The sequence below is a fragment of the Pilimelia anulata genome (assembly GCF_014647895.1).
Lineage (GTDB): Bacteria > Actinomycetota > Actinomycetes > Mycobacteriales > Micromonosporaceae > Pilimelia > Pilimelia anulata.
In genome coordinates this window covers 228,251-244,482 of the sequence record NZ_BMQB01000005.1, presented here as the reverse complement: position 1 = coordinate 244,482, position 16,232 = coordinate 228,251, and the positions used below count along the sequence as shown (strand labels likewise).

9 protein-coding genes are annotated in these 16,232 nt (G+C 75.7%); 6 read left to right on the top strand and 3 right to left on the bottom strand.

The window, feature by feature from the left end; genetic code table 11:
• Positions 1 to 74 precede the first annotated feature (74 nt).
• On the bottom strand, positions 75 to 812 hold the full coding sequence (locus tag IEY94_RS13360; protein ID WP_189170469.1) for a Fic family protein: 738 nt from the start codon (positions 810 to 812) through the stop codon (positions 75 to 77).
• A 151-nt stretch (positions 813 to 963) separates the two neighbouring features.
• On the opposite strand from IEY94_RS13360, the gene acs reads away from it, so the two are divergent.
• From acs to IEY94_RS13330, 6 genes are all read left to right on the top strand, one after another.
• Positions 964 to 2,955: an acetate--CoA ligase gene (gene acs / locus IEY94_RS13355; protein WP_189170468.1), complete on the top strand. Its 1,992-nt coding sequence runs from the start codon at positions 964 to 966 to the stop codon at positions 2,953 to 2,955.
• Positions 2,956 to 3,585: 630 nt separating this feature from the next.
• A complete protein-coding gene (locus tag IEY94_RS13350; RefSeq protein ID WP_189170648.1) occupies positions 3,586 to 5,979 on the top strand; it encodes an immune inhibitor A domain-containing protein in 2,394 nt (797 codons plus the stop codon).
• Positions 5,980 to 6,254: 275 nt separating this feature from the next.
• Positions 6,255 to 7,610, top strand: a complete 1,356-nt coding sequence (gene nhaA / locus IEY94_RS13345; RefSeq protein ID WP_229783805.1) for a Na+/H+ antiporter NhaA — start codon at positions 6,255 to 6,257, stop codon at positions 7,608 to 7,610.
• Between the two features lie 82 nt (positions 7,611 to 7,692).
• Complete coding sequence (locus tag IEY94_RS13340; RefSeq protein ID WP_189170467.1) at positions 7,693 to 8,610, top strand: alpha/beta fold hydrolase; 918 nt, start codon at positions 7,693 to 7,695, stop codon at positions 8,608 to 8,610.
• A gap of 112 nt (positions 8,611 to 8,722) precedes the next feature.
• Complete coding sequence (locus IEY94_RS23530) at positions 8,723 to 9,124, top strand: tyrosinase family oxidase copper chaperone (protein ID WP_229783804.1); 402 nt, start codon at positions 8,723 to 8,725, stop codon at positions 9,122 to 9,124.
• 7 nt (positions 9,125 to 9,131) lie between these two features.
• A complete protein-coding gene (locus IEY94_RS13330; protein WP_189170466.1) occupies positions 9,132 to 9,902 on the top strand; it encodes a tyrosinase family protein in 771 nt (256 codons plus the stop codon).
• Positions 9,903 to 9,910: 8 nt separating this feature from the next.
• Here IEY94_RS13330 and IEY94_RS13325 read toward each other — a convergent pair whose 3' ends face one another.
• Both IEY94_RS13325 and IEY94_RS24310 read right to left on the bottom strand, forming a co-directional pair.
• The gene (locus IEY94_RS13325; RefSeq protein WP_189170465.1) at positions 9,911 to 10,276 is read right to left on the bottom strand and encodes a UCP033725 family protein; all 366 of its coding nucleotides are present in this window, start codon (positions 10,274 to 10,276) and stop codon (positions 9,911 to 9,913) included.
• Complete coding sequence (locus IEY94_RS24310; protein ID WP_189170464.1) at positions 10,273 to 16,122, bottom strand: SseB family protein; 5,850 nt, start codon at positions 16,120 to 16,122, stop codon at positions 10,273 to 10,275. Before IEY94_RS24310 ends, IEY94_RS13325 begins: the two co-directional genes overlap by 4 nt.
• Positions 16,123 to 16,232 lie beyond the last annotated feature (110 nt).

Sequence of the window (16,232 nt, the reverse complement as noted above, 5' to 3'; positions counted from 1 at the left end):
GGATGCACGCTTGGTAGCCCGGATGGACGTGCGGAGACGGCGCTCCCGATACGGGAGCGCCGTCCGTATGTGCGCTAGGCGCCGGCCAGGACCGCGTCGGCCAGCGTCGTCAGCTCCCCCGCCGCCGCCGTGGTCGCCGCCGCGTAGTGCCGCAGCCAGGACCGCAGGCCGTCCGCCGTACCGGTGGCGAACGCGTTGGCGGCGCCGACGTACTCCGGCCCGCGGGCGACATGCCCGCACTCCACCGGGACGAGCCCGCGGACGTCGAACCCGCCGCTGACCAGCGTCAACCGGGCCGCCGCGCGGGCGATCACGCCGTACGGCCCGGGGAAGGGCCGCAGCGCGAGCAGCTCGCCGTGCACGACGGCCGCGCGCAGCAGCGGCGGGCCGGCGGCGCCGGCGACGATCCCGGCGAGCGTGTCGAGCCGGGGCGCCACCGCCGGGTCGGCCGGGCGGCCCAGCGCGGCGTCGGCGACCACCCCGCGGGCGGCCAGGACGTGCAGCCGGGCGAGGACCTGGCGCGGGGCGCGCGGCCAGGCGTCCAGCAGGCCGTCGAGGCCGCGCGCCACCCGCAGGGCGCCCTGGAGCACCGGGTCGGCCACGGCGCCGCCGCGCACCTCCTCGACGTCGTACTCGGCCCCCTCCAGCGCGGCGCTCGCCACGGCCGCCCGTAGCGACACCTCGGCCGCGACCGGGCCGCCGGACCGGCGCAGCGCGCGGTGCCGCAGGGCGGCGTCGACGGCCGTACGGGCGCCGGCCAGGTCGTCGGCGACGCCCGCGAGGTCCAGCAGCGGTGCCAGGGGATCAGCCACGCCGCCACGCTAGCCGACCGGCGAACCCGACGTGGCGGACGCCGACACACCGCCACGGGCGCAAATAGCTCCATGATCGAAAGGAATTACTAGGCTCCGCAGTGGAACGGCGGTAAGAATCGGGCAGCACCCGGATTTCGGAGAGTGGCGAATGAGTGGGACCCTGGCCAACCTGCTGCACGAGGACCGACGGTTCGCGCCGCCGTCGGCGCTGGCGGCGCGGGCCAACGTGACGGCCGCGGCGTACGCGGAGGCGGGGAGTGACCGGATCGCGTTCTGGGCCGCGCAGGCGCGGCGGCTGCACTGGGCGACCGAGTGGAGCCGGGAGCTGGACTGGACCAACCCGCCGTTCGCGAAGTGGTTCGTGGGCGGGCGGCTGAACGTGGCGTACAACTGCGTCGACCGGCACGTCGAGGCCGGCCACGGCGACCGGGTGGCGATCCACTGGGAGGGCGAGCCGGGCGACGAGCGGACGATCACCTACGCCGACCTGTACCGCAGCGTCTGCCGCGCGGCCAACGCGCTGACCGCGCTCGGGGTCGGCGCCGGCGACCGGGTGGCGATCTACCTGCCGATGATCCCCGAGGCGACGGTGGCGATGCTCGCCTGCGCCCGGATCGGCGCGACCCACTCGGTCGTCTTCGGCGGCTTCTCCGCCGAGTCGCTGCGCGGGCGGATCAACGACGCCGGCGCCACGCTGGTGATCACGGCCGACGGCGGATACCGGCGGGGCAAGCCGAGCGGGCTGAAGGCGATCGTCGACGAGGCGCTGCCGGACTGCCCGACCGTCCGGCACACGCTGGTGGTCCGCCGGACGGAGCAGGCCGTGGACTGGGTCGAGGGCCGCGACCGCTGGTGGCACGAGACCGTCGACACCGCCGACGACGCCCACGAGCCGGCGGACTTCGACGCCGAGCACCCGCTGTTCATCCTGTACACCAGCGGCACGACGGCCAAACCCAAGGGCATCCTGCACACCACCGGCGGCTACCTGACCCAGGCGGCGTACACCCACCACGCCGTGTTCGACCTCGAGCCGGAGACGGACGTGTACTGGTGCACGGCCGACATCGGCTGGGTCACCGGGCACAGCTACATCGTGTACGGGCCGCTGGCCAACGGCGCCACCCAGGTGATGTACGAGGGCACCCCGGACACCCCGCACCGCGGCCGCTTCTGGGAGCTGGTGGAGAAGTACCGGGTCACGCTGCTGTACACGGCACCGACGGCGATCCGGACGTTCGCCAAGTGGGGCGACGACATCCCGGCGCAGTTCGACCTGTCGTCGCTGCGGCTGCTGGGCAGCGTCGGCGAGCCGATCAACCCCGAGGCGTGGATGTGGTACCGGGAGCACATCGGCGGCAACCGCTGCCCGATCGTGGACACCTGGTGGCAGACGGAGACCGGCGCGATGATGATCTCGCCGCTGCCGGGCGTGACGGCGACCAAGCCGGGCTCGGCCATGCGGCCGCTGCCGGGCATCGACGCGGACGTGGTCGACGACACCGGCGCCTCCGTCGGCCCCGGCGGGGGCGGCTTCCTGGTCCTGCGCGAGCCCTGGCCGTCGATGCTGCGCACGATCTGGGGCGACGACCAGCGGTTCCTCGACACGTACTGGTCGCGGTTCGGGGCCGGCGCCGACCAGGGCGAGGAGTGGATCTACTTCGCGGGTGACGGCGCCAAGCGGGACGACGACGGCGACCTGTGGCTGCTCGGCCGGGTGGACGACGTCATGCTCGTCTCCGGCCACAACATCTCCACCACCGAGGTGGAGTCGGCCCTGGTGGCCCACCCGGCGGTCGCCGAGGCCGCGGTCGTGGGCGCGTCGGATCCGGTCACCGGGCAGGGCATCGTGGCGTTCGCGATCCCGCGCGGCGACGTGCCGACCGACGGCGAGGACGGGGCGGCGCTGCTCGGGCAGTTGCGCGAGCACGTGGCGCGGACGCTGGGGCCGATCGCGAAGCCCCGGCAGATCATGCTGGTTCCGGAGCTGCCGAAGACGCGGTCGGGGAAGATCATGCGGCGGCTGCTGCGGGACGTGGCGGAGCACCGGACGCTGGGCGACGTGACCACGCTGCAGGACTCGGCGGTCATGGAACTGATCGCCGCCGGAATGTCGGGGCCGGCCACCGACGACGCCTGACCGCACGGGGCTGCCGGCCGCTCGACGAGCCGGCAGCCCGCCGTACGCAGCCCGCACCGCACCGCACCCGCCCGCCGCGCGCCACCGCACCGCGCCCGCCGCGCCGCGCGCCACCGCACCGCGCCCGCCGCGCCGCGTGCCACCGCACCGCACCGCCGCGCCGCGTGCCACCGCACCGCACCGCCGCTGCCGCGCCACATCGACGCACGGCACCCGCATTCGGCTGCCCGCTTCCAGCGCCCGTTGTGGCGACACCGGGCAGCGGCACCGCCCGCGGACTACGGCCGATCAGACCGGGAAGCGGATCAACATTCATCGAACATGGGGAATGTCCGCTTCACCACCGGTCAATGGGGGCCGATCTCTTGCACCCGAATAATCCCCCGCACCGCCACATTCCTCATACCGGACACAGTGGGCATACGCCGCCGTCGAGTGCCGCCGCGGTGCCGTACCGGCAGCCCAGCGGGTATTGATGAGAATCCTTCCGCACCCTTCACAGATCGTGATCGCCGGTCTACCTTGCAGAGCGGAACTCACCGAGGTTCGTCGATCCGGCCTGCCCGCCGTTAGGTGGACATGATCGGCGGATCCCCCTCACTCCGGAGGTTGTCCGTGCGCAAGGCCCTGATCGGGTTGCTCGGAGTGGCCCTCGCCACCGGGATGGGCACCACGCTCACTCCCGCGGCGGCGGTCGCCGCACCGTCTGGTGCGCCCGTGGCCCACCCCGACGCGACCGACGCTCATCACGATGAGCTGAAGAATCCATACGAGGAGAAGCGCCGCGCACTGCGCGAATCCGCCGTCGCCGATGTCCTGAGCGGGCGGCTCAAGCCGAAGACGGTCAACGGCAGCGTGGTGGCGAAGGTCGGCTCGACGGACGCGCCGGCCAACGGGATCGCCCGCGGCAAGGCCAAGGTCGACCAGTACGTCGAGTTGCAGCGCGAGAAGACCGACAAGATCTTCGTGATCCTGGCGGAGTTCGGCAACGAGCGGCACCCCGACTTCCCGGACCGGGACGAGGTGCCGGCGGTACCCGGCCCGGCGACGTTCGAGGGCCCGCTGGTCAACAAGATCCCGCAGCCGGACCGGTCCAAGGACAACACGACGATCTGGCAGAAGGACTACTCGCCGGAGCACTACCGGCAGTTGTACTTCGGCAAGGGCAAGGACGTCGAGTCGGTCCGGACGTACTACGAGTCGCAGTCGTCCGGCCGGTACAGCGTCGACGGGACCGTCACCGACTGGGTCAGGGTCAAGTACAACGAGGCCCGGTACGGCCGCTCCTCGGACGACCCGAACGACGCCAACGGCGACAACGAGAAGGTCTGCAACGACCACATCTGCCCCACCACGTGGGAGCTGATCAAGGACGCGGCGAACCAGTGGGTCGCCGACCAGAAGGCCAAGGGCCGGACCACCGAGGAGATCCGCAAGGACCTCGCCGACTTCGACACGTGGGACCGGTACGACTACGACCACGACGGCAACTTCAACGAGTCCGACGGGTACCTGGACCACTTCCAGATCGTCCACGCCGGCGGCGACGAGGCCGACGCCGACCCGCAGCAGGGTGAGGACGCCATCTGGAGCCACCGCTGGTACGCGTTCAACGACCAGGGCGGCGTGACCGGGCCGGACTTCAACCTGCGCGGCGGCTCCCAGATCGGCGACACCGGCCTCTGGGTCGGCGACTACACGATGCAGCCGGAGAACGGCGGCCTCAGCGTCTTCGCCCACGAGTACGGCCACGACCTCGGCCTGCCGGACGACTACGACACCACCGGGCGCGGCGACAACAGCAGCGAGCACTGGACGCTGATGGCGCAGAGCCGGCTGAACGAGGAGAACGGCGTCGTCGGCACCAAGCCGGGCGACCTGGGCTCCTGGCAGAAGCTGCAGCTCGGCTGGCTGGACTACGAGATCGTCAAGGCCGGGCAGAGCCGCACGCTGGAGCTGGGCCCGCAGGAGTACCAGTCGGACAAGCCGCAGGCCGCGATCGTGGTGCTGCCGAAGAAGGCGGTCACCCGCGAGTACGGGGCGCCGGCCGCCGGGGCGAAGCAGTACTGGTCCGGCAATGCCGACAACCTGGACACGAAGCTGACCCGCGCGTTCGACCTGACCGGCAAGCGGTCGGCGACGCTGAACGCGAAGGTCCGGTTCGCGATCGAGGAGTGCTGCGACTACGCGTACGTCGAGGCGTCCACGGACGGCAAGAACTGGGCGCCGCTGGACGGCACCGTCGGCGGCAAGCCGTTCACCAAGGACAGCCTGGGCCGGCCGCGGTTCACCGGTACCAGCGCGACGTGGGCCGACCTGGCCGTGCCGCTCGCCGGGTACGCCGGCCAGAAGGTCGAGGTGCGGCTGCACACGGTCAGCGACGGCGGCCTGAACCTGGGCGGCCTGTTCGTGGACGAGATCTCCGTCGCGGCCGACGGCCAGGTGGTGCACACCGACGGCGCCGAGGGCGGCGACAGCACGTGGACGCTCGGCGGCTTCAAGATCGTCGGATCGAACATCACCGAGTACTACGACAACTTCTACATCGCCGGGAACCGGACCTACCTGAAGTACGACAAGTACCTCAAGTGGGGCCCGTACTTCTACGGCTACCCGGACCGGCCCGACTTCGTGGACCACTACTCGTACCAGACGGGTCTGCTCATCGGGTACATGGACACGTCCCAGGCGGACAACAACGTGTCCGACCACCCGGGTGAGGTGCGCTTCGGCTACATCGACGCGCACCCGGAGCCGATGCTGAACCTCACCGGCGCGCCGTGGCGGGCCCGGGTCCAGCTCTACGACGCGCCGTTCGGCCTGCGGGCGACGCAGTCGTTCACGGTCCACGTCAACGGCCAGCCCAGCCTGCTGCGTCGGAAGCCGGCCCAGCCGCTGTTCGACGACACCCAGCAGTACTGGTTCGCGGAGCTGCCGAACCACGGCATCAAGCTCCCGAAGGCCGGCGTGAAGATCAAGGTGCTGGAGGAGACCGGCAGCAGCGTCAAGGTGCAGTTCTCCTAGTACCCGCGGCACCCCTCCGCGCCACCCCGGCGGACCCGGTCACCCCTCACCGAGACCGGGCCGCCGGGGTGGCGCGTTGCTGTGTTCAACGTGGGATCAGACGCGCCGGTTCAGTCCCCGGTTCCCGCCCCGGTCACCCTGCGTGATCACGCGGCGGGGCCGGGCGGCGGTGCGTAGGGTGGGTGGCGGTGTGCCGGGAAGTCTGGTCGGCGCCCGCCGGCGCCGCCGGCGGGGACGAGGAGCCGGCGCGCCCGGCCCGCCCACCGGAGGCCCCGTTGCCGCAGCCGCACCGCCGCCCGCCGGGCCCCCGCGCCACCGACCGCCACCGGCGCCCCGACCCCGACCCCGACGTCGCACCGGCCCCCGGTCCGGGAACCGCTCCCGACGCCACCCGCGGCGCCGATGACGGGCCGGCGGTCGGCGGGGCCGGCCGGCGGGGGCCGCTGCGGCGCCGGGCCGGGCGGGCCGCCGGCGGGGTCGCCCGCATCCTGCGGACCGAGCAGGTCGGCGGCCTGGTCCTGCTGGGCGCGACCGCCGCCGCCCTCGCCGTCGCCAACTCGCCCCTGGCCCCCGCGTACCGGGACCTCGCCGCCACCCGGATCGGCCCGGCGGCGCTGCACCTCGACCTCACCGTGCACGGCTGGGCGACCGACGGGCTGCTCACGCTGTTCTTCCTCGTCGCCGGGCTGGAGCTGAAGAAGGAGCTGGTCACCGGCGAGCTGCGCCGGCCGCGCACCGCGGCGCTGCCGATCGTCGCGGCGGTCGGCGGGATGGTCGTGCCCGCGCTGGTGTTCCTCGCCGTCGCCGCCGGGGCGCCGGGCGCCGGGGCCGGCTGGGCCATCCCCACCGCGACGGACATCGCGTTCGCGCTGGCCGTCCTCGCGCTGGCTGCCCGGGACCTGCCGGCGAACCTGCGGCTGTTCCTGCTCACCCTCGCCATCGTCGACGACCTGGGCGCGATCGTGCTGATCGCCGTCCTGTTCACCGGGCAGCTCGCGCTCGCGCCGCTGGCCGCCGGGCTCGCCGCCGTCGCCGCCTGGGCGGGGTTGCAGCGGGCCGGGGTACGGGCGTGGTGGATATACCTGCCGGTGGGGGTCGCGGCGTGGGCGTGCGTGCACGCGTCCGGGGTGCACGCGACCGTCGCCGGCGTGCTGCTCGGGCTGGCCAGCCGGGCCACCGCCCGGCACGGCGAGCGGGCGGCGCCGGTGGACGCCCTGATCCGCCGGTTGCAGCCGGTGTCGGCGGGGGTGGCCGTACCGGTGTTCGCGTTCTTCGCCGCGGGGGTGGCCGTCGGCGGGGGCGCGCTCGCCGGGCTGGCCGGCGACCGGCTGGCCCTCGCGGTGGTCGCGGGGCTGGTCGTGGGCAAGGCGGTCGGGGTACTGGGGGCGGCGGCGCTGGCCGTCCGGGCGGGGGTGGCGGCGCTGCCGGCGCGGGTCGGCTGGCGGGACCTCGCGGCGGTGAGCGTGCTGACCGGGTGCGGGTTCACGGTGAGCCTGCTGGTCACGGAGCTGGCGTTCGGCGGGGACGGGCGGGCCGAGCGGCTCAAGCTGGCGGTCCTGGTCGGGTCGGTGCTGGCGGCGGGCGCGGGCGCGCTGCTGCTGCGCCGCCGCGCCCGCACCCGCGCCACCTGAGCACCCCCGCCGAACTGCCGCGCCCGCGGGCGGCCGCGCGCGGTCGTCGGCACCCCGTGCCGGTACCCCGTACCCTGTTGCCATGCGCGTGCCGGCCGACGACTCGTGCGTCCTGGTCGACGGGCCGTGGGCGCACCGGTTCGTGTCGGCCAACGGCAGCCGGTTCCACGTCGTCGAGGCCGGCAGCGGGCCGCTGGTGCTGCTGCTGCACGGGTTCCCCGAGTTCTGGTACGCCTGGCACCGGCTGCTGCCCGCCCTCGCCGACGCCGGGTACCGGGCCGTGGCGGTGGACATGCGCGGGTACGGCGGCACCGACAAGCCGCCGCGCGGGTACGACGGCTACACCCTCGCCGCGGACGTCACCGGCCTGATCCGCGCCCTCGGCGAGCGCACCGCGGCCCTGGTCGGGGCCGGCTTCGGCGGCATGGTCGGCTGGACGGCCGCCTCCTTCCACCCGGCGATGGTCCGCCGGCTCGTGGTGCTCGGGGCGGCCCACCCGCTGCGCCTGCGCACCGCGCTCGTGGTCGACCCGCGCGGGCAGGGCGCCGCGGCGGCCCTCACCCTGCGGTTCCAGATCCCGCGGTACGAGCACGCGCTCACCCGCGACGACGCCGCGCTGGTCGGCGAGCTGCTCGCCCGGTGGGGCGGCGCGGACTGGGTGGCCGGGCCGGACTTCGCGGACTACGCCGCGCGGTGCCGGGAGGCGATGCGGATCCCGCAGGCGGCGTTCTGCGCGCTCGAGGGGTACCGGTGGTCGTTCCGGTCGGTGCTGCGGCTGCACGGGTACCGGTTCGTGAAGCTCATGCAGCGCCCCACCGCCGTCCCGACGCTGCAACTGCACGGCGGTGCCGACACCGCGATCCTGCCGCGGACCGCGCAGGGCTCCGGGCGGTACGTGAGCGGGCCGTACGAGTGGCGCTCGCTCGACGGCGTCGGCCACTTCCCGCACCTGGAACGCCCGGACCACGTGCTCGGCGAAATCCTCAGATGGATCAAGTGATCGACCACTAAGGACTGTTCTTCCGTCCCCCACCCGGGCGACGTTCCACCCGAAGCCTGGCGTAACCGGGCAGATCACTCCGTACGCTGCACCTGCGGAACATCGGAGGATCATGGCTGCACTCACACGACGACACATGCTGCGCTACGGCGTCGCCGGGGCGCTGACGGTGGGCACCGGGACCTTCGGGTTGGAGCGGGCCACCCGCGGCGAGGCCGCGACGATCCGCCTGCCGGACCTGCGGGCGGCCGGGCTGCGCGCGGTGACCGGCGAGGTGTCCCGGCTGCTGGGCCGGGTGCTCGTCGTCGCCCGGTACGCCGACGCGGTCGGCCGGACGCTGGAGAAGGCGTTCATCGACGGCGTCGAGCTGCACCTCATGCCGTACGTCAAGGGCGGGTGGGTGAGCAGCGTCTGCCACTACGATCCACGCCCGACCGTCACCGCCGCCGCCCGGCTGGCCGTCGAGCGGCTGGACGGCCTGCCGCTGCTGCCGCTGCCGGCGCACGAGCACTGAGGACACGATGACCGTCATCCGGTACGACCAGGCCGACCTGTCCAGCCGCGACCGGGCCGCGTTCGTGGACGCGGTGCTGACGCTGAAGCGGGTCCGCCGGGCGGGCAACAGCATCAGCATCTACGACGAGTTCGTCCGCACGCACGACCGGTACTTCCGCGGGGTGGACGGCGCGGTCGCCACGCACGCGCACGGGTCGTGGTCGTTCCTGCCGTGGCACCGGCAGTTCCTGCTGGACTTCGAGAAGGCGTTGCAGACCATCGACCCGGACGTCAGCGTCCCCTGGTGGAACTGGCTGCGCGACGGCGACGCCGGCGCGGACGTCTTCGACGACGCGTTCCTCGGCCCGGCCGACGACCGGACGCCCAACGACAGCGTGTTCTTCTCGACGGCGACGTGGCCGATGGTGGTCCGGGGGCAGCTCGGCAGCGCGACGCTGCGGCGGCGGCTGCGGCCGGGGCTGATCCCGCGGTCGATCCAGCGGCCGGCGTCGTTCGCGGACTTCACCGACCGGCTCGAGGACGGGCCGCACAACCGGGTGCACGACGCGCTGGCCGGGCACATGGGGTCGGGGGTCTCGCCGAACGACCCGCTGTTCTGGCTGCACCACTGCTTCCTGGACCGGGTGTGGTCGCAGTGGCAGGAGCGGTACGGGGTCCGGACGTACCCCGAGCGGACGCAGGGGCGGCACACCGGGCGGAACGGGCGGATCGGGCCGTGGCCGATCCGCCCCAACGACGTGCTCGACCACCGCCGCTGGTACCGGTACGCCGACTGACCCGGGCCCTACGTGCGGGTCTCGTGGAGGTCGGCCACCTCGTGGGCGGGGGCCCAGCCCTGGTAGACGCCGAAGTCGAACTCCTCCAGGTTCAACTCCTGCGCGACCGGGCGGCGGCCGCCGGTGTACTCCAGGCGGAGCCAGCCCTCGTGCGCGCCGAGGACCAGGAACGGGGCGTCGCGCCAGGTGCAGACCGTCCGGACGTACGACAGGTCGGTCACCTCCACCGCCGGCACCACCCGCCGGTACCGGCCCGGGCCCACCTCGGCGAAGCCGTCCGCCGCGTCGCCGCGGTAGATGCGGACCTCGCTGCCGTCCGGGCTCGCCTCGTACTCGTCGCCGCGCCACCGGGCCACGTAGCCGTCGCGCATCACACCTCCTCGACCCGGCGCCAGCGCGCCCGGTCGGCGTCCAGGACCGCGACGAGCTGCTGCGCCCCGTCGGCGCCCACCCGCCACAACTGCGCGCCGTGCGGCAGGCGCACGCTGTCCACCTTCAGCTCGGCGATGCTCTCCCGGCTGGCGCCGGGGGCGAAGCCGTTGCCGCGGAACGGCTCCCGCTCGATCACCCAGCCGTGCACCTCCCGCATGTCCTCCTCGTCGCGGCCGCCGTACGGGACCCGGTACAGGTCCGGGCAGTGCGCCACCCAGCGGAGGACGTGCAGGTAGGGGGTCTCGTTCGTGAAGGGGCTGCCGGCGTACCCGAGGCCGAGGGCGAAGATCAGCGAGCCCGGCGTGTGCAGGTGGGCGACGTCGTCGGCGCGCTGGACGAAGCCCGAGACGCGGTCGTAGCCGCGGTCCAGGTAGTAGGCGAGCTGGTCGGGGCGGATGACCTTCTGCAGTACGGGGCTGCGGGTGACCGGCCGCTCCACCTCGGGATCCGGATCCGGCTCGACGTCCGGGCGGGCGGTGTCGCCGGCCGGGCGGGACGGGTGGGTGGTGCCGGTGGACGGGAGCGCGGTGTCGTCGGTGGCCGCCGCCTCGCTCTCGGGTGCCGGTGCGGTGGTGTCGTCGGCGGCGGGTGCCTCGGTGGTGCCCGCGGCGCCGATGGGGTGCTCGGTGGGGGTGGCCGCCGGGTCGGCGGGGTCGATGGTGGTCGGTGCGGCCGCGGGTTCGCCGACGGCGAGGTGGTGAACGTCCGGCGCGGGTGCCGTCGGGTCGGGGGCCGGGTCGGGGGCGGACGATCCGGATGCGGCCGGGTCGAAGGATGCCGGATCGGACGGTGCCGGATCGAACGCTGCCGGGTCGGACGGTGCCGGGTCGGACGGTGCCGGGTCGGACGGTGCCGGGTCGGCGTGCGGCGGGCTGGCCGCCGGGTCGGCGTTCCCGGACGAGGGGGCGTCGTGCTCCCGGCCGGTGGGCTCCGCCGACCCGCTCGACGGAGCGTGAGGGGGCTCGTCGGACGGGGCATGAGCGGGCTCGTCGAGCGGGGCGGCCTGACCGGGCATCCCACTCGCGGGCGTGACGTCCGAGCCGTGAATCGGCTGCTCGGCGGCCGCGTCGGGGGCGTGGCCGGGCTCGGTGGTACCGATGCCGGTCGCGACCCGGGGGTCCGGCGCATCGCCGGTTGCCGGGTCAGCCGGGGCGGGGGCCGAATCGACTGCGTCGGCGTGGTCGAGCGGCGCGGACGCGGGCAGCTCGGGGATGTCCGGCGTGGGTGTGGCCAACTCGGGTACGTCCGGCGCGGGTGTCTCCGGGGCGTCCGGCGCGGGTGCGTCCAGTGTGGCCGGGATGTCCGGTGTCGCCGGGGTGTCCGGTGTGGCGGGGCCGTCCGCGGCCGGGTGGGGCCCGGTCGAGGACAGGTCGGGGGCGGGTGGATCGTCGGCGAGCGGGTCGATGTCCAGCGAGCCGGGTTCGGCCGCGGTTGCCGTAAGTTGCTCGCCGACTGCCTCGTCCGCATCGACGCCGACCGAGTCGCCGCGGACCGCACTGTCGCCGGGGGCCGCCGCGGGCGCTGGCAGTGCGGCCGCTGACGGTACGGCTGATGGCGGTGCCGCCGATGGCGACGCGCCCGGGTGGGGTGCACCCGGCTGGGGGGTGGCCGGGTGGTGTTCGTCCCCCTGCTCGGCGGCGGGGGTCGGCGGGGGCGCGCTCTTGCGGGGGCGGCGGAACGCGCGGTCGATCTCGGCCGTCAGCTCCTCGCGCAGCGCGGCGAACGCGCTGCTGATGTCCGACCCGGTGTCGGCGACGACCTGCCCGTCCGCGGCGTCAGCGTCCCCGTCGGCGGCGACATTCCGCCCAGCCGTATCCGCCTTCTGCGCAGCCGTATCCGCGGTTGCGGAGGCTGCGGGGTCCGTGGGAGTCCGGTCAGCCCGGTCGCCCTCGAACCGGGCCTCGCCCTCCGGTTCCGGGCGGGCGAGGGTGTCCCTGGCTGTGGGGTTGGCTGCTGCGGCGTCGGCCGGGCGGGGCGCATCGCCGTCGGGGGTGGTCGCCGGGTCGGCCGGCGGCAGGTCGGCGGTCCCGCTCCGCGGAGTGCTGGTCGCGGCTGCCGGCGGTGCGGTGGTGGCGTCGACGTCCACCGGGTCGAACGCGGGGAGGGCCGGATCGCCGGTCGCCGGGGTCGGGCCCCCCACCGACGGCTCCGGTGGTGCGACCGACGCTGCCGACTCCGGCACCGCTGAAACCGACACCGCCGAGTCCGGCAGAGCCGAATGCGCCGCGGTCGGATCGAGCGCGCCCGGACGGGCTACAGATGCCGGCGCTGCCAGGTCCGGCGCGCTCAGGTCCGGTGCGCTCAAATCCGGTGCACTCAGATGCGGTGCACTCAGATGCGGTGCGTTCGAGTCCGGCGGGTTCGGGGCCGGTGTACTCGGGTCCGGTGCGGTCGGGGCGGGTGTGCCGGGGGTCGGCCTGGTCGTGCCGGCGGGCGGGGTGTGCTCTGGCCTCGTCGGGCTGGCGAAGGGCGGGGGGTCGGGCCGTCGGGCGGCGAGGTGGTCGGGGTCCGCGGGCGGCGGGGTGGGCTCGGGGCGCTGGGTCGGTACCGGGGTGGTGTTCGGGGGTTCCAGGCCGGCCTTGCGGGCCCAGGTGGCGAGCGCGATGAGCTGGCTGCCGGGGATGGTCCAGCCGAGGCTGGTACCGGGGTTCACCGCGCAGGCGCGGTCCGGGCTCGGCCAGGCCGTGAGCAGGTTGAGGAAGCGCAGGGCCACCGGCGGGGGGTCCCCGCCCGCGCGGTGGGCGGCCGTGTACACGGCGATGGCCTCGCGGCCGTCCACCCGTACCGTCGGCCACCGGAACCCCTCCCCGCCGGGCAGGGCGCCCCCGGCGGTCGCCGGGGAGCCGGGCAGCCAGACGGTCGCGAGCAGCAGGGTGGAGACGTACCGGTCGGTCTCGCCCGTGGCCAGCGCGGCGGCCAGCGAGCGCTCGACCAGGTTGCCGGGCGGGGCGTCCGGGTCCGCGGCGGGAGGTGGCGGGGTCGCGCGGTCCGACGCCCCGACGCCAGGGGAGTCCGGGGCGGGGCGCCCGCGCGGCACGTCGCCCGCCGCGTAGCCGGCCAACGGATGCGGCTCGCCCCGGTGCTCGGACGCCGTCCGGGCCGGCGCTCGACCGGGTCCGGCCTCCGGGCCGGCGGCTCGGCCGGTCGGGGCGTCGGGGTCGGGCCGGCGGCCCCCGGCGTCCGGTCGGGCCGGCGGGGTCGAGGGCGACAGGTACCCGGGTCGCGCGGGCGGCCGGTGGCCCGGCCGGGCGCTGTCCTCGGCCGCGGGAGCGTCCCCGGTGGCCGGGTATCCGGCGCGCGCGGAGCCGCCGGACGCCGAACCACCCGGCCCGGGAGCGGCCGGCGTACCGCTGGCCGCGACGCCGCCGGCCGCCGCACCACTGGCTGCCGCACCACTGGCCGTTGCACCGCTGATCGCTGCACTGCTGGTCGCCGCACTGCTGGTCGCCGCACCGCCCGCGGCGTATCCGCTCGGTGGCTCCGCCGCGCCGCGCCGCGGCAGGTTCGCGCTCCCGGAGCGGCCGGATCCGCGCTGCTCCGCACCCCCGGTCAGGAACCCGCCGGACGGGGCCCCCTCGGACCGGGGTGCGGTTCCCGGTGCGGTGCCGGGGGACAGGGGATCTTCCGGCGAGGGCCGGTCCGCTGCTTGTCCGGTGCCGTCGGGGTCGGCCGGGCGGCGGGCACGGCGGTCGGCGCCGCCGCGGGCGGGGTCGGCCGGACCGCCGGCGCCGGCCAGGCGCTGCTGCCTGGCCAGCCAGCCCGGCTGGTCGCCGCGGCCGGCGAGCCCGGGGCCGCCGGTCCCGCTCGTCGACACCGGCCGGACCAGCCGCGCCTTCTCGCCACCCAGCAGCGCCTGGCGCCGCGACAGCGGCGTACCCGAGGCGGGCCGCCCCGCCGCCGCATCCGACCGACTCTGCCCCGCTGTGTCCGGCCGATTCTGCCCGGCGTCCGCCCGGCTCTGCCCCGCGTCCTGCCTGCTCTGCCCCGCATCCGCCCGGCTCTGCCCCGGGTCCGGCCAATTCTGGCCCGCGCTCCGGCCGCCCGGAGCCGCGCCGCCGGAGCGCCCGGCGGGGGCGCTGCCGGGGAATCCGCCACCCGCCGCCGCCCGCCCGGACGCGCCGCTGCCCGAGGTACCGCCGCTGCCCGTCGCGCCACCCGCATCGCGGGAGCGCGCCCCGCCCGGACCGGCGTCGCCCGCACCGGCGGTGGCAGAACCCTCCCCGGTACCGACGGGCGCGGCGCCACCCGAGCCCCCTCGCCGCGGGAAGGGACCGTGCGCGGAAGTGTCCGCACCGGAGCCGCGGTAGGCCGCGGCACCCGCCGCCGACCCGCGCCCGCCGGCGCCGCCCGCAGCCCCTTCACCTGCGCCAACGCCGCCGGCACCACCAGCGCCCGCGGCCTGATCGCCGATACCGCCACCACCCGCGGCACCGCCCCCACCCGCGGTACCGCCGCCCGCAGCACGACCGCCGGCCGGCCGGCCATCCGGGAACGATCGGCCATCGGGGAACGATCGGCTGTCCGGGAAAGACCGGCCGTCCGAGAAGGACCGGCCGTCCGCGTCGACGGCCCCGGGCCGGGCCGCCGCGGTCCCGCCGTGCTCCCCCGCGCCGGCCGGCCGACCCCGGTCCGGGCCGGCCGGGTTCACCCCGGCGTCGTACCCGCCGCCCGCCCGCGCGTCGTGGGAGTAGCTCGGCGAGCCACCGCCCGTCGCGTACGTACCGCCCCGACCGCCGGTACCCGCGCCGCCGTCGCCCGGGCGGTCCAGCCCGGACGGATCACTCGCCGACCCGTACTCAGCGGCGGCGCCCCCGAAGCCGGAGTGCGGCCGCGGGCTCGGGGTACGCGACGGAAGCGGCCGCCGCGCCGCCGACCCGCCGGCCCGTCCCTGGTCATGGGCACCCGCGGCGGGGTCGGCATCCGACGCGCGCCCGCCGGTAGCGGATCCACCCGGCCCGGCGCCGCCGGACGCAACAGCGCCTGCCCCGCCGCCCGGCGCAGCCGCGCCGCCCGCCGCCCCCGAACCACCCGACTCCGGGCCGCCGACACCCGCCGTGCCGCGCGAGCGCATCCCCCGCGCCCCCGCCAGCAGGTCCCCCACGTTCCGCCCGCCCGCGCGCCCGGACGCCCCGGACCCGCGCACCGCCCCGCCGGACCCGCCCGACGACGCATCGGCCCCGGCGCCGCGAGCCGTACCGGAGCCGCTCGCCGCCGGCCGGTTCGCCGGCCCGTCCGTGCGGTGGTCCCCGGCCGGGAGGGCCGGCGGCGTCGGCTCGCCGGGCAGCGGGGTCGGCTGCCGCGCGGCGTCGACCGCCCGGCGCGGCGGCGAGCCCGGCACCCGGGCGCTCGCGCGCGCCGGCCGGGCCGCCTGGCCGGCGGCCTGCTCGGCGTCGCCCGGCAGCCGGACGTCGCCGCGGGCGACCTGGGCCACGAACCACGCCGGCAGGTACCCCTCGATCGGCAGGCCGGGGTTGACGGCCAGCCACCATTCGACGTCGGGCCAGTCGCGGGCCAGCTCCCGGTACGCGAGGCGGCGCACCGCGACCGTGTGGTCGCCGAGGCATTCGCGCAGGGCGCGGTCCGAGGTGAAGGCCAGGATGTGGGTCCGGCCGCCGGTGGTCCACGTACCCCAGCCGACGGTCGAGCCGTCGCCGTTGACGTCCGCGTCGGACACCGGCAGCAGGAGTTCGGCGTCGGCGAGGACGCGAAAATATCGCTCCTGGTCGGTGGCCCGCAGCGCATCGCGCATGGCGATCTCCGGCTCGGTGGCCGGCTCCCACACCGTCACGGCCACCCTCCTTCCACCCACAAGGAACGTGCGACGCGTACAACTTACAAGGCGATCGGGGTCCCCATCCGATTCGTCCACATGCAATCCTGACGGAACCCGGCCGGGCG

Bases quoted from the DNA above. Each gene is read 5' to 3' on its own strand.
- acs (WP_189170468.1), top strand. From the start codon at position 964: ATGAGTGGGACCCTGGCCAACCTGCTGCACGAGGACCGACGGTTCGCG.
- IEY94_RS13340 (WP_189170467.1), top strand. From the start codon at position 7,693: ATGCGCGTGCCGGCCGACGACTCGTGCGTCCTGGTCGACGGGCCGTGG.
- IEY94_RS23530 (WP_229783804.1), top strand. From the start codon at position 8,723: ATGGCTGCACTCACACGACGACACATGCTGCGCTACGGCGTCGCCGGG.
- IEY94_RS13330 (WP_189170466.1), top strand. From the start codon at position 9,132: ATGACCGTCATCCGGTACGACCAGGCCGACCTGTCCAGCCGCGACCGG.